Origin of the sequence: Paenibacillus aestuarii, from assembly GCF_027789125.1 — a bacterium.
GTDB classification, from domain to species: domain Bacteria; phylum Bacillota; class Bacilli; order Paenibacillales; family NBRC-103111; genus Paenibacillus_E; species Paenibacillus_E aestuarii.
Map to the genome: position 1 here is coordinate 32,252 of NZ_JAQFVF010000025.1, position 14,599 is coordinate 46,850.

A 14,599-nucleotide genomic window follows, 5' to 3' on the forward strand; every position below is an offset into this window, starting at 1 on the left:
CAGCCCACCAAGCCAGAATCCAACATCTGAGATCGCTTCTTCCAGTATCTCTAATTTTTCCTTCACCGTGTCCCATCTCTAAAAGTATGTAACCTCATTTAGATAATTCACTAGATAGTAGCTTCAAATTCCCACATTTGAGGTATTCGTCAAATAATTAAACAATCCTGCGGTTCTTCATATGAAGAAAAAAGAGCTGCCGCAATTCAATGAATCGAACAAATGAAACAAATACATTTTTCACCTCTTGCAGATTGTAATCTTGAAGTTTAATCGTAATGTCCCACAACTCCAACAACGTATGGTCCTCTTAGCTTGCCCGCGGGATTGCTATCGCTTCTGTTGCTATTCGATGGGAAGTTACAAGCAGCGATCACAATATCATTTCTCCCTCTGCAAAGGAAGGGTATAATGTCAAACTGTCTTCCCGGGTTAAAGAAGGAAACATTCGCCTGTGGAGTGTCGATAATAAGCGCACGCCCATTTATCAATACGATAGCAAAGTTACCGACGGCCAAGAATAAAGCAGCGTCATTAATTTCATCCATAACCCGAAGTATGGTAAATCTTCTGGCTACCACAGCCGTAGGACCATTCGGATCGTTTTTTCCCCATAAATAGGATTCACCTGCTTGCGGTACAACCCACGTCGGGTTTCGATTGATTGGCAGCCCGTTAACCCAAGAAGTAATTCCATGCCACCGTGCTGTCTGAAATGTCAAATTTTAAATTGATCTCGTGGCGTTAGACCATACATACTTCCCCCTCCATGAATAACCTAGCTAATAGCTCTCCTCTCGATCATCCCTTTCTCCCATCTTGAATGAAGCGAGGTTATTCATGACAAATTCCTATACAAAAACTAGAATTCGCAAAATCACCCGCCATTTCGGTCTGATTCCATTGAGTTCAAAGTCAATCGCGTCATTTTACCGAAAAAACGCCATCATCCAGATACAAACGGAAAGTGGAACCTATGCGATAAAACCCTTTTTTCGGAATTTATTCCTCCGATCGAGTACAATTCATCAGATAAAAACAACTGCAAACTATATACAACTCTTGATGGAAAGCGATTTCAGCTATATGCCCAAATGGCTCACGAGCAATACCGGAAAGTTATGGACTTTAAACCAAGGAAGACCCTTCTATATAACCACTTGGATAAAAGGAAGGAATTTGGAAAACCAAACAGATTTTGAAGAGCTCGGCCGGGCCCTTGCAACCCTACATACAACATCCAGTCGTTTCATTTACACTAAGGGGCCTTTCACAACTAAACAAATCCGAATATGGAAAATTCAAGACCGCCTGTTTCGTAGGCGAATGGCAAAGGCAATCCAATCGAATAAACAGAACAAAAAATGGTACAAAAAACATGAAAAACACTGTAAAATAATTTCGGATCGGGCCTGGGCCGACTTAAGGAACCCGGAGATTGTAGACCTCTTGGAGAAGGAATTGGACCGTCCCGCATTAATACACAACGATATTACTTCGCCTAATGTCATTATTTCTGATGACAACAAGCTTTTCATCATCGATTGGGATCATATTAAGGTTGGCTCCATCTACGTTGATATAGCCAAGGCTCTCATGAACACAACTCAATTTAATCCCGATTTCATACAATCGTTCTTAAAAGGGTACGAAGAAATCTATCCTTTAGAAAAGACTGAGCGCAAACTAATTTCTTCCTTATATAGATTGCCCCGGGAAGCTTGGCAGGCCACTCGGTTTCCTAGTAGTCCTAGAAGCCGTGAAATGCTAGACATTATGGAACAAACATGGCTGCTCCGATTGAAAGCAATAGATTTATTAGAGGAATGGATAAATCAATAAGGGGAATTGAGAATGAGGGTATCCATTGGGTCAAGGGTAGAACAAATGTATGGAATAAAAATCAGAGAAACTTTTCAAATACAAGATGTTTAGAGGATTCGAACCGCTGACGCGAGCTACTGTTTAAAAAGTTACGTCTTTCCTGAAGAGGAGGTTCGTTTTATCACCCGCATCTTATCCTGCATGGATGAGCATGGATTTACCCGTGGTCAAAAGGTTTATCCTACATTGGAGCAATCCGCCTATATGACTCATGACGGCATTTCGTACACGTTAACGAATTGGGTAGACGGACAGAGACCGGACTTTATAAGGAAGATAGACTTAAAGAATGGAATTCGAACTTTAGCCAAGTTCCATTCTATTGCTGAAGGATTCCCTACAGCCGAAGCTCCGGTCGCAAGAATCCGATATTCGGGACTGAACAATGAAGTTTCGGAATATAAACAACTGCTCAGCCAGTACAAAAATTCAGGGCATTTAGCAGCGCTCTGTGAGGAAGTGCTGGGCTATTTACATCAGCCAAAAGTCTTAGTGGCCATCGATGCAGAACAAAAGGCTTCCGCATTTATCCATGGCGATTACAATTATCCCAATCTGATTAAAGACAAAAGACAAAAATTACATTTGATCGATTTTGATAACAGTTCTCTCCACACAAGAATGAAGGATTTGTCCCATATTCTTCATCGAAATTTTGTTTGGAACGGTTCGGAGATGCTTCGTTGGATCGACTACTATCAAAGATACCGACAATTAAGCTCTTCTGATTTAAACCTCCTACATGCGCTTTTATCTGCCCCTTACCATGTAGTCCGAAACATAAGAATCGGCGGCATTCGTTTGGCCAAGCGGGTTATTCCAACATTAGCTCATATGAATAAATATCAACGTGAGCTTAGGAGTTTATTGTAATCCGAACAGTCATACCATACCCTTACACATCGCAAATAGCCGATTCAGTCTAGAACTAATAAATACCGTATAATTCAGCGAACGAAGGCGTAGTCAATTAGCAGTATAGTTCCGATACTAACAATTTCTAGAACTTTCCCTTGTAAAGCTTCGCCTCGCTGGTACTACACCAATGTACAAGAGCTAGTTTTAGAATCCTTATAATAGTGAAACCCGCCAGTAAGCGGGTATTTTTTTTCTTTTCCGGGACATTTTCTATATAACTCTGCTATTTGCGGCGGACAAAAAATACGGTTCCTCCACTTCAGATGGTCCGTGGAAAGATAAATGATTGGTATAATTTGGAATACTCGATTATTTTATATAACCTGTCCAATCAAAATCTAATAACTTCTAATATGTATACATAGAGGGGGTGATAGGAATGCGTGCAATGCGTGCAATAGAAAAGTATCAGATCAATACAAACTTGATACCCAATTTGCCGCAAATCCCTTTTAGGAAGGGAGTTGGGCAATACGAAGGGGTCGTCATGCATGCAACAGCTGTTTATAATGATACGGCAACTGGGGAGAGGAGTTACGAAACGACTCATTTTGAAGAGGCTTTCGTTCATACATTTACGGATGAAACGCAGATTCTTCAGGTTGCCGATTTCAAATATATCTCTTGGAATGCTGGGCAAACCGCGAACCAACGTTATCTAGGGAATGAGCTTTGTCAAACTCACGATCACAGTAAGTTTCTGCTTGCTTATGACCGATGGGTATGGCTGGCGGCGTACCAACTTTACCAAAGAACGTTAGGGGTAATCGATAATGTGACGCTGAATTCACATATGCAAGTTACTGAAAAATGGCACGAAAGCACTCATACTGACCCGATCGATTATCTGGCGGAACACGGCAAAACATGGGCCGACGTCGTTCAAGACGTAACCAAATACTTCAATCAATTTCTAAAGGAGGAAATTGCAGGCATGACGGTTGAAGATGCGAATAAGCTGATTGAGATTCTAAAAGGTATTTATAACGCAGGTTTATCTCAGGATGAGGTGCACCGATTAGCAAATGCTTTGCGGAAAGCATCCGGACAACCACTGGAATAAAACAGAATAACCAAAGGAGCCCAAGGACAAATTCCCTTGGGCTCCTTTGATGAGAAAACTCATGACAGAGCGAACTCAAAGTCTATAATAGGCTTGGTTTTAATTTGTTTTTTTGCCGCCTTAACTCCTAAGAATGACCGACTTATTTCCGTGAGGCAAGCCATCTTAGGAAAGCGTGTCTTATTGAGCTATCGTTTCCCGTTAGAATGCCTGATATATGAAACAGCTAAATAAGCACATTTATGCATCAACAACTCAAGACCTAATTTAGACGTGTTCAACATTGCTAAATGGCTATCAGACATATTTTTAGTTGTTTTCATACTTCCAGCTCTCCCAGCTCTCCCATATTGACTCATCATGGCCATCCGTCACTACTAAATCGAATTTTTGGGAAAACATTTCTAGAGAATCTTTTGCATCTAAAAGCAGAAACTGTCCCATCTCTTCTCTCACCGTGATTCCGATATCCTTTAATGCCTCCATCACTAAAAAAGGCTACCGATCATACACGGCAGCCTCGTTGTTCTTTTAATGGATACTCTTCAGCTCGGCAAAGACCTGATGGTCAAGCAGAACATCGCCAGCAGCACAGGAATCTTCCAGTTGACTGATATTTTTGCAGCCAGAAATGGGAAAGACAGGGAATGGATGAGCAAGCAAATAACCTAGTGATATTTGGGTCATCGTAAGCTCTAATTGCTGAGCGATCGATTCGACACACTTCAGCATACGCAAATTCTTATCATTGCAGAGCTTCCATACCTTTTCATTTTCTGGACTCGGTTTAAGCAGCATTTCACTTTTGTAACGACCACTGAAAAAGCCGGATGCCTGTGAATTGTAAGGGATCGCAGGTAGGCCCGTTCCTTCGTGATAGGTGAGCTCATTTTCGTCCATCGTCACCGTCGTGGGATCATTTCCAGGAGAATATGAAGCAAGGCTCCATTTGGTTTGGCTGGCAGCAAACCCTTGCACTCCTCTACTTGCTGCATAATGGTTTGCGGCTTCAATCCGTACCGCCTTCCAATTCGAACATCCAAAATATCTAATTTTCCCCTGTTGCACCAACGCATTCATCGTATCGATAATATCTTCGACAGGTCGTTGTGGATCGTCCCGGTGAAGCCAATACAGATCGATAAAATCGGTTTGCAAATGCCGAAGGCTCTGTTCCACGTCGTAAATAATCTCTTCCCTGCTTAAGCGTGGTATATGCATTGTCTCCAATTCGGGGTGAGCCCCTTTGGTTGCTAGAACTATACGGTTGCGGTTGTTGCGCGATTTCAACCATTGCCCGATGAGCTTCTCGCTGCGACTTAGTTCGCCTGGCAACCAATCGGAGTATACCTTCGCCGTATCCAGAAAATTGCCTCCCCTGTCTAAAAAACGGTCCATGAGTTCAAAGGATGTCTCTTTGCTCACGGTCTCGCCGAAATTTGAAGTGCCGAGGCAAATGACGGATGGCGTTAACTCCGTTCCAGGTATGTTTCTGTTTCTCATATTAACCTCCACCATATTCTCAATTTCGTATAGGGATATATAAGAATCACAAGATGACATTAACTTATTCCTTGATTATACAAGGAGTTGGCATCATCCGGAACTGATTTCTACGACATCAAAATAGTTCACTTAATTATTATCTGAACAGTTAGTCTGCTAGTAAAATCGAGTGTTGCCGGAAGTAAACATTAACCAATTGCAGCAGACCATTAAAAAGTACGACTGGTTTGTGGAACTAAATGCTTGACCGGCGTTATTGGCTATCGGTCTACCGGAGACTCTAAACCCTTGCTAGTGACTCCAATCCTCAAAAGGAAACGATAGTTCTTTCCAGAAACGTTTGCCTCTTGTAATATGATAGGAAGAAGAATCAATTGAAACGAGGAGAGAACATTTTGCTGAAGACTTATCCTGAAGACTTTCAAACGTATACAGCCCGTGACGGCGCTCAACTGCCTTATCGTTTATTTGCAGGTCCTTCCGATGTTGTCCTGATTTTTCTCCACGGTATTACAGAACCCAGCCTGTATCTAAGGGAACTCGGCCGCTATGTATCCGAGAACGGGATTGCCACCGTATACCTTCCGGATCTGCGAGGTTATGGCAATCATCCCATTCGGCGCGGTGACATCGACTACATCGGTCAACTTGATGATGACATCGAGGATCTGTTTCGTTACGTTCAAAAGCGCCATCCTGGGGCGCGAATTCTTATTGGCGGTCATTCTGCGGGAGGGGCAACCGCGCTCAGACAAACGATTAGACCTATTCACCAGGACATTGAAGCCTATTTGCTCATATCACCAGCACTTAGCCCGAATGCGCCGCTGGACCGAAAAGGCGGATCAGGTAACGAATCCAAGGTAAGCATCCCGCGCTATTTGATGTTAATGCTGCTTAATAAAATCGGAATTCAACGATATAACCACACAGTGGTATACCGCAGGCTGACACCGGTTGAAAAGCTGCACGGGACGGAATCTTGCAAACTCAGCTATCGCCTCGCCTTGTCTCGCATGGTCGCCAATGATTATGGCAACTATTTGTCACGATTAACTCAACCGGCATTCGTCATGGTCGGTGCGGATGATGAGGTCTTCGACGCGAACGCCTATCAACCGCTTTATCAAAAGTTTTGTAAGGCGGAAGTCCGTATCATTCCTGATCAAAATCATGACTCCATCGTAAAAATGCAGCCAGCACTCTCTATTGCAGGGGACTGGCTTAAGAGGCATGCAGGCACTCTTGAGTCGCAATAAACAGTGTGCCCCTCTCTATGCCTTCAGCTCCATGATAGAGCAGCCTCGCCCAGTTACATGATCCAGTAAAGCCGTAGGTATTTGCCTACGGCTTTTTATATTCACGTCCCTCTGCCTCGCTTACTATCCCTTCATATCACATTGATCTAGTACCGCTGCACCTTACCCGGCTTTCCTTTTCTAGCAGCCCCATGATGGGCGTACCGTCTGAGGTCATGTAAGAAAAGCCAAGCAGCGGAAAGTCTCTGTAATCACCAGCAAACGAATGGGCTCTTATCCAATCCTGCAGGATGAAAAGCACATACATTAATAGGGTTAAAGCGTTGCCCTCATTGCCACAAGCGTTGGTGGCTTTTTCATAAATTTTGCTTCTAAGAGTAAGGAGTAATGTCAGGATGAAACCATATCATGTGGTCTGGAAAGGACCTGTTCACAAAGCGAGCGGTCTCGGAAATGCAAGCAGAGCGTATGCGCGCGCGTTAATTCGGCAGGGGGTTCGTGTTAAGATCGGTGCAGCAAGAACCAGAAAAAATTCAGCCGGCGGCAAGAAGGTGCTCATCTATCACCATGTGCCAAACTCGATGAATATCAAGCGGGAGCGAAGGGCTTATGATTTCATTATTTTGAATACCGTTTGGGAAACGAGCAGAACTCCACGGAATTGGCTGGCGAATATGAACAAGTTTGATGCGATATGTGTGCCCTCGCAGCATAACAAGAAGGCATTACGTAATAGCGGCGTCAAAGTCCCGATTTTTATTGTTCCTCATGGCGTGAATGCCAAAGTCTATCATCCAAATAATAAAAAGTTGCCTGTACCGAATACAGCAGGCAAGTTTACGTTTGTCTCTGTGTTCGGCTTTCAGCACCGGAAAAACCCGGAGGGACTTTTAAGGGCCTACTGGGAGGAGTTTTCCGCCAAAGATAACGTGATCCTCGTTATCAAAACGAACGGATATGCGGCGTATGAGAATGAGAAATGGATTAAGTCCAGAATCCTGCAATACAAAAAAAGATTAGGCATCTACAAGGATACAGCTCCGATTAAAGTCATCGCCCATCGGCTTCATGAAAGACAGCTTAGAGGGCTGTACACGCGGGGGAATGTCTTCGTGCTTCCCACCCGCGGCGAAGGCGTAGGGCTGCCTTATTTAGAATCGCTGGCAAGCGGTGTACCGGTCATTGCTACCGGATGGGGCGGGCAGATGGATTTCCTGACAAGTAAAAATTCGTTCCTGATCCCTTATCGGCTACAGAACCCGCTAACGAGCATGAGCAGCAGGCATTCCATTTCGCGAACTTTTGGCTACCTGTTTGCGCAAAAGGGACAGCTATGGGCAGAACCGGACCTGCCCAGTTTGAAGAAGATCATGAGACTTGCCTACGAGAATCCTGGTTTGTGTAAGCAGAAAGGTCTTCATGGCAGGAGGGATGTCCAGGCTTTATCCTGGGACCGAGCGGGGGCGAAGATGAAACGCGTGATTGAAACTGTGATTCGTTTCAAGAACTAGTTAAAGAACGAGCTAGCGTTGACATCAAAGATCTCCTCTGCACCAGCACGAAAAAGCAAATAGCGGAAGTAACTCTTCCGCTATCTTTAGCATCCCTTATGTCATTCAAACAAACGATTCAACAGGATCAAGATGATGGTATGGTAAGTTTCATTATATCAGTCGAGGCTGTCTTCATCCGGTGGGGTTTATCTTGAAGCAACTCGTCGTTAAAATTGGGGGGGTTTTGACTTATTGCATTCAATAATAATAAAAAGTAAAACAAGACATCTTCGTTGAGAGTGCATCAATTCGATTAGACGCCTCCATTATTTATACGGCCTCTTAAACACAAACCAAATAAAAACCACCAACGCAACTATAAATATTGCCATAAATAGCAAAGTTCCATGTGGGGCCGCATGTAATTTTGTGTCGCGGCCCATTCCTCCTGCCATGTTAATCACTTCCTATAATCAAATAGCTGTGCTTTTTCTTAAAATATTCATTTTCTCCATTGATCTCTCAACAAATTCAAATACCACATAGACGCCGATTTATCGGGACCTAGGATTAGATAATGCCTCCTATTCGATCTATGCATGCTCTAGTTTGATAAGCAGCTATTTAATATAGTTAATTTAACTTCGCTAATTTCGTTTGAATATTCTTTTCGAATGCTTCCAAGCGTTGAAGCTGTTTTTCATATTTGCTTATTTTCGCTTGTTGCTGTCTTTGTTTCGCTTTCTCTAACAATTTCTTCGTGTTTTCAATTGATTTTTGAACATGAGATAGCTGCGCTTCCAAGCTTTTCTTTTGTGATTGAACACTGTTCACAGATCTATGTACGGCCTTTTGTTGAGCTGCAGTTGGATGCGTGGTTGCTACTTTCGTTGCAGCAAAAGCTGACAATGGCATTGTTAACACGATTGACGTAACCGCCGTAGTTAGAATGATCTTTCTCAGTTTTTGATGATTCACGAAAAATCCCTCCATTTTTATCTATTCGATGCCTTTTATCAGTTATTATAGTCAAACAAAATTAAAATCCAATGAGAAAGCATGTCCTTCTTAATTGAAAAAGGAATAGTTGCCGCGGGCTCTGCTCCCTTCTCGTTCTTCGAATTAAGAGGTCAACCAGATTTTACTGGTTGACCTCTTTTGTCTTTGGTGAATTTAGCAGTTGCCGGGGATAGATCGACCCGCCACCCACCGCCTTGCGGGAACATTCCGGTCCTAACAACCGGCTCGCGAACGGATCGATTGGTTGCAGTATGGCGGCGTCATCTCCCGCTTCCTTATTTGTCAAGAATAATTTCTTCAGTACATTCTCATCGTTTTCTAATAAACAAGCCCCTTCCCACTCCAGCTAACGGTTTCCGACACCTCAAACAATTTTTAGGAGATCCCAACTGTGCTAAACTAGGTTCCAGATACGGATGAGCTGTACACAACCTTGAGGAGGGGAACAACTATGAAATTACATCAAGTATGGAACAAGCGCTTGGCTATCTTGGCACTCGGGACAACCATCGCCATCTCAGGTGGTGTGATCAGTAGCCCTCAGCTTACTAAGGCTGATACGATATCCGCTTCCGCAACTTCGACTTCATCTAAAGCCAATGCCATTATTGCATTCGGCAAAAAATATTTAGGTACACCTTATAAATTTGGTGCAAAAGTCGGTCAGACCCGCAATTTCGATTGCTCGACATTAACGAAATACATCTATGGCAAATACGGCGTTAGCTTGCCGCGTACCGCAGCGCAGCAGTCCAAAGTAGGCCGTCACGTATCGAAGAGCAACTTGCAGAAGGGCGATCTCCTCTTCTTTTCCGTACCGGGTCGACCGGGTGTAGGACACGTAGGCGTCTACATGGGGGATAACAAGATGTTGCATACGTACGGAGCCGGTGGTGTAAAAATTACGAAACTGAACTCGTACTGGAACTCGCACTATATCACAGCCCGCCGCGTCTTGTAATTGGCAGGTTTAATGAAAAAAGAACCGTTTATCTCTTAGAGATGAACGGTTCTTTTAGTATAGCCAGAATAAAAGTGATTTCTACCCGGTTTCTTTTTACCATTGTACCAAATCATCTCTGACCGCCTGCACGGGATATGCAACCGACTTCGCTGATATGACAACCCGCTCCTGCTCATATAATCTTGGTCATGATGTCGTAGTCTACGATCTACGATCGTCTTGCCGCCCTTCGGCAATATCAACGCATTCTGTGTAATCGCAGACGTAAAATGCTTGTATTAACTAGCAATTAACGTTTCGCCTAAATCATCCTTATCCGGGAAATAATAATGAATGCTTGCCATACGTATCCCTAATATTCTCTGCAAGTTGCGAACGGCTGAATCCAGCACCCGATGAAAAGTGGGTCACGGATGTGACCGAATTCAAATATGGACATGGTCAAAAAGCGTATTTAAGCGCTATTCAAGATCTCCATGATAAATCCATCATCTTCTATGTTATGGGACATTCCAATAACAACCCGTTAGTATTCCAGACGTTGGAACAACCCTTACAAGCAGCTCCAGGAAATCGTGGATTTCAATACACGTTGTTGGAGTTCAAAAAGCTTTTGAACCAAAATGAGCAATCCCAGAGCATGTCTCGAGTTGGTCGATGCATCGATAACGGCCATTGCCCGATTGCCACTTTCACCATCTTAAGTGCATCTTCCTTTCTTTTACTATGATCTATGATAGTCTAGTCGACTACTGAGGTCGACTATCTTGTCACCTGATTCATACCCTGCACGCTGAATGTTTCGTAAGGCCTTTTATGGCGGTTCGGTGATGAATTAGGCACCTGCACATTCAAATAGTCTTTTACCTACATAAGATAAGTTATCTTATTCAATACCCATTTTTTTAAAGGAGAGGACTAAACGATGAGTATGCAGCAATCGCCTATGGGGGTAAACGTACAGACTTTGCCTCCTCCGCCTTCCTACATTCCGCCAAAATCAACAGGTTCCTATATGATCGACTGCTTATATCAGCCAACGTATGTATGGCTTTTAAACGGCGAAAATTTCTGGTTTATTCCAATTAGTGTCGAGTCATTCGGTACAACAGGTTATAGATGGATGGGATCGTTCTGGATGTTTACGGGAATTGATACTAGCTTCATTGAAGTGGTATCCTGTCCTCCCATACCTACTCTTTATTGATGCCAAAAAGCGGGGCTATTCGCCCCGCCCTCCCGATCATTAGGTGATCAGTGTCTTTGAACGCTGCTTACTCCTTATAAAGCTTGAACGACCATATCCGGCGACACTTGATTCCAATCCTTCTGTTCCGGTGTTTACCCACTGGCTGGAATGCCAAAATCTTTGACGATCATGAACGCCATTTGCCGGCTTTCATCTTCAAAGCGCCTAGATTTCAATGGGGGAAATTTTAGGCGCGATTGCTCGCGTTGGATTTGCTTGGCTCAGAAAAGGTACGTCCTCTTTTTAACATCCCGAATAGAGAAGATGGCTGAGGACTCAAAATCCCTCCACCCATATCCAAATTCAGTACATTTTCAAACAAGACGATTTGATTCAACGCTGTCATTAATTGCTCTTGCTTATACGGCTTGAGACTGAAACAGAGCTGCACGAATGTTTTTCCATTGTGCCCCTCGGATACTTCCTGGTCCGATTTCATTTTAATTTGGCTGAATTGAATGCCGTATTCTCCGAACGTGGAAGTAATCATGCCGAGCACGCGCGGGTCATCCAGCGCTTTAATATTCACTTCCAAGCTTCTGCGGTGTCTCATTAAATATTTCTCCCACTTATTGAACAAGAGTAGGCTGATCAAGACAATCAGCGTTGCAAAAGAAGCCGTATACATGAAGCCGGCACCCACACATAAACCGATGGCGGCGACAACCCAAACCGATGCGGCCGTTGTCAGTCCGCTAATCAGGGAGCCCTGCCTCATAATAGCCCCCGCACCCAAAAATCCAATCCCGCTGATGACCTGAGCGGCCAAACGGGCGGGGTCCATGCTGACATGGGCCTCGGTGGTAAATTCCGAAAAACCATATTCCGACAATAACATAATGGTCGTAGAACCGAGACATACCAAAATATGGGTCCGGAATCCGGCGGCATGATTATGCCACTCCCGTTCCATGCCTACCAAACCGCCTAATAATACCGCGATCATTAATCGAATGAGAATCTCTATATGAGAAATATGCCAAACGCTATTTACAGCCGTCATGATCTCACATCCTCAAATTCAGCAGGGCTGAAATATTCCTTGTTGTTATGGACTGGACACCCCATTCGATAAAACGCTTCATCTGCGACTCTTCATCCACCGTCCATACATAGACATCAAGACCGTGACGACTCGCCATTTGCAGAAATCCAGCATCGACAAGTCGAAAGTTCACGTTCATACCAAAGCAATTTGCCCGCTTCGCATCCTCACAGCTGATCCGAACCGCTTCACTATACGAGGTGGATGCAAATAGCGATGAATCCACGTTCAACAGCTTTCGCAGTTCTTTATTGACGTGATTCACCATGATCGCACGCTCCGTCTCGCAGCCTGAGAGAATGATCTGCTGAATCAATTCATTTTCAATAATGAAACTCGAAACCGGTTCCACACATGCATCCGATTTTAAATCCAGATTCATTTTCATGCCGGAATCCTTTAAGATAGGCAGTATCTCCTCCAAGGATAGGAGACGAAATGTCTCTCCTGGCGCCCCGTGGTGCGCTCTAAGCTCCAACCCGCTCAGCTCTTTATAGCTCGTTTGGGAGATTCGGAATGCGGACCCGTCGGCCGTCTGAACGAGATCGTCATGGGAGAACACAAGCACGCCGTCAGCCGTGATTAAAAGATCTTCTTCAACAAAATCAACGCCCGAATTCAACGCTGATATAATCGAGCGCATTGTATTGTCCGGCGTCCCCATGCATCCTGTATGGGCAGTAATAAGCGGGAATGGCTTCAAGATGGTCACCAACTTTTATGAGAAGTAAATTGCGTTCGTAAATCCGATCATCGTGTTCACATGGTAGAATACGCCGTGGAGTTCTGCACGTAACCAGCGAATCCCTGATAGATCCATGACTTGGCTTTGTGCCGAGTTAGCTCGGCTCACGTTCAGCGTACCGATCTGCCCTCTGTTACTGATCAGTCTGATCTCCAACTCGCGTTCAAGCAGGATCCAGTGTCCGGCTCTGGCCGCAAAATCCACGCCCACTGTCACTTCAGCGAACGAATCGGCGGGCAGAATCACCTCTTCACCGATATCGGCTTCCTGATGATCTGCTGTTCTTACCCGAAGCTGTGGTCTGGGCCCCATCGAAACAGCTGCCGCTCCGCGCTTTAGCGCATCCAATGCAGCCTTCGTGATGCCGGATGATGCCGTAACTTCATCACTCAGGCCAAGATAAGTTGCCGATATAGGCTCTGATACGGGATCTGAAGTGTGCCAATCTCGGCCGCTTGTGGCAGCAATGCGATAACCTTGATTCAACAAGTCAGTCCACATAGCGAAGGCGCGATGATTATTTCGGCGAATTGAAGGAAACAAGCCTGACCATACTTCAATGTAATCGATATCTTTCCATTCAGACACTTCAAATTCCCAATAACAGCCCGTGCACATCGGACTCCCGACGCGGAACGGATGCGCGATGCCAACGAGTCCCCCTTGGCGATGGACGCCTTCAATCCCGCGATGTATATGAAACGGACTTAAATTGCGCCAATCCACATACTCCTGCAAGCCAAGCGTCAGCATATGTCCAAAAAAAGTCGTCCATTCCAGGCCCGGAATCACCTCGACGCCTGTTGAGTCAACGACTTCTTCCCGATTGGATAATCCTGTCATCGTATTATGGTCCGTCAAGGCAACACCATGCAGCCCTAAAGTTTTAGCTGCTTCAGCAAGTTCCCTAAGCGATTGCTTGCCATCGCTGTGGAAGGTATGACAGTGCAGTTCATAAGGCAGCCACTGTTTCATTTCCCCCCCACCTCACCTTCCCACACATGAAGGCGATACTTACACTGCTCAGTCACAACACAATGCAGATTGATCATTAATTTCAGCTGTCCCTTTGGAAAGCTGCCGGGAATAAATCCAGGCGAAGCTTCATCGGCTGTTATCGTTAAATGCTGAACAGGATCATGGCGGTGCCCAGCCCCCCGAAACCCGTTCTCATCGTCCAGCGAAAGGGTAAGCAGATTTTGAAGAGGCAGGAAATCTCGCCATGAATACGAGTCTCTCTGAGCTTCCAGAATATAGCGCGTAAACCCTTCTTCAATGAGGGCTTGCGCTTGACTTTCATCCTCCAGCTTTTTGGGTTCATAGTTGAATTCCAGATGAAGCTCTTGGCACATTTCGTGCAAATGAAACGTATACGTGATGTGACTCTTGGAACAGCTTGGTGTCACCGTTCCTTCCGCTTGCAGCAGCGTCTTCAACGAGAACTCCTCCTTTA

14 protein-coding genes and 1 pseudogene are annotated in these 14,599 nt (G+C 44.6%); 8 read left to right on the top strand and 7 right to left on the bottom strand.

Features of this window, described 5'->3' with window-relative positions; genetic code table 11:
• Positions 1-840 precede the first annotated feature (840 nt).
• The 3 genes from O9139_RS10970 to O9139_RS10980 all read left to right on the top strand — a co-directional run bounded on the left by O9139_RS10970 (position 841) and on the right by O9139_RS10980 (position 3,865).
• The gene (locus O9139_RS10970; protein ID WP_270879516.1) at positions 841-1,842 is read left to right on the top strand and encodes a phosphotransferase; all 1,002 of its coding nucleotides are present in this window, start codon (positions 841-843) and stop codon (positions 1,840-1,842) included.
• Between the two features lie 96 nt (positions 1,843-1,938).
• Positions 1,939-2,757: a phosphotransferase gene (locus tag O9139_RS10975; protein ID WP_270879598.1), complete on the top strand. Its 819-nt coding sequence runs from the start codon at positions 1,939-1,941 to the stop codon at positions 2,755-2,757.
• 424 nt (positions 2,758-3,181) lie between these two features.
• Positions 3,182-3,865: a peptidoglycan recognition protein family protein gene (locus O9139_RS10980; RefSeq protein WP_270879517.1), complete on the top strand. Its 684-nt coding sequence runs from the start codon at positions 3,182-3,184 to the stop codon at positions 3,863-3,865.
• A 309-nt stretch (positions 3,866-4,174) separates the two neighbouring features.
• On the opposite strand, the gene O9139_RS10985 is transcribed toward O9139_RS10980, so the two are convergent.
• On the bottom strand, positions 4,175-4,351 hold the full coding sequence (locus tag O9139_RS10985; protein ID WP_270879518.1) for a hypothetical protein: 177 nt from the start codon (positions 4,349-4,351) through the stop codon (positions 4,175-4,177).
• 45 nt (positions 4,352-4,396) lie between these two features.
• Complete coding sequence (locus O9139_RS10990; protein WP_270879519.1) at positions 4,397-5,368, bottom strand: aldo/keto reductase; 972 nt, start codon at positions 5,366-5,368, stop codon at positions 4,397-4,399.
• A 398-nt stretch (positions 5,369-5,766) separates the two neighbouring features.
• Between O9139_RS10990 and O9139_RS10995 the strand changes: the two genes are divergently transcribed.
• On the top strand, positions 5,767-6,630 hold the full coding sequence (locus O9139_RS10995; RefSeq protein ID WP_270879520.1) for an alpha/beta hydrolase: 864 nt from the start codon (positions 5,767-5,769) through the stop codon (positions 6,628-6,630).
• 395 nt (positions 6,631-7,025) lie between these two features.
• Positions 7,026-8,141, top strand: coding sequence for a glycosyltransferase (locus O9139_RS11000; protein WP_270879521.1), 1,116 nt, complete (start codon positions 7,026-7,028; stop codon positions 8,139-8,141).
• 615 nt (positions 8,142-8,756) lie between these two features.
• Here the strand turns inward: O9139_RS11000 and O9139_RS11005 are convergent.
• Positions 8,757-9,101, bottom strand: a complete 345-nt coding sequence (locus O9139_RS11005) for a hypothetical protein (protein WP_270879522.1) — start codon at positions 9,099-9,101, stop codon at positions 8,757-8,759.
• Between the two features lie 493 nt (positions 9,102-9,594).
• Between O9139_RS11005 and O9139_RS11010 the strand changes: the two genes are divergently transcribed.
• The 3 genes and pseudogenes from O9139_RS11010 to O9139_RS11020 all read left to right on the top strand — a co-directional run bounded on the left by O9139_RS11010 (position 9,595) and on the right by O9139_RS11020 (position 11,314).
• A complete protein-coding gene (locus O9139_RS11010) occupies positions 9,595-10,104 on the top strand; it encodes a C40 family peptidase (protein ID WP_270879523.1) in 510 nt (169 codons plus the stop codon).
• Positions 10,105-10,498: 394 nt separating this feature from the next.
• Positions 10,499-10,801 (top strand): annotated as a pseudogene (locus O9139_RS11015) (DDE-type integrase/transposase/recombinase); the annotation flags it as partial.
• Between the two features lie 231 nt (positions 10,802-11,032).
• Positions 11,033-11,314, top strand: a complete 282-nt coding sequence (locus tag O9139_RS11020) for a transporter (protein WP_270879524.1) — start codon at positions 11,033-11,035, stop codon at positions 11,312-11,314.
• Positions 11,315-11,543: 229 nt separating this feature from the next.
• On the opposite strand, the gene O9139_RS11025 is transcribed toward O9139_RS11020, so the two are convergent.
• Genes O9139_RS11025 through O9139_RS11040 form a run of 4 tightly spaced genes read right to left on the bottom strand, consistent with a single transcriptional unit; the run spans position 11,544 to position 14,582 of the window.
• Entirely contained in the window at positions 11,544-12,359 is an 816-nt protein-coding gene (locus O9139_RS11025; protein WP_270879525.1) for an MgtC/SapB family protein, read from the bottom strand.
• 4 nt (positions 12,360-12,363) lie between these two features.
• Entirely contained in the window at positions 12,364-13,104 is a 741-nt protein-coding gene (locus tag O9139_RS11030; protein ID WP_270879526.1) for a glycerophosphodiester phosphodiesterase, read from the bottom strand.
• A 15-nt stretch (positions 13,105-13,119) separates the two neighbouring features.
• Positions 13,120-14,121, bottom strand: coding sequence for a CehA/McbA family metallohydrolase (locus O9139_RS11035; RefSeq protein ID WP_270879527.1), 1,002 nt, complete (start codon positions 14,119-14,121; stop codon positions 13,120-13,122).
• Positions 14,118-14,582 carry a hypothetical protein gene (locus O9139_RS11040; RefSeq protein WP_270879528.1) on the bottom strand — a complete coding sequence of 155 codons (465 nt, stop codon included), beginning with the start codon at positions 14,580-14,582 and terminating at the stop codon, positions 14,118-14,120. Before O9139_RS11040 ends, O9139_RS11035 begins: the two co-directional genes overlap by 4 nt.
• Positions 14,583-14,599 lie beyond the last annotated feature (17 nt).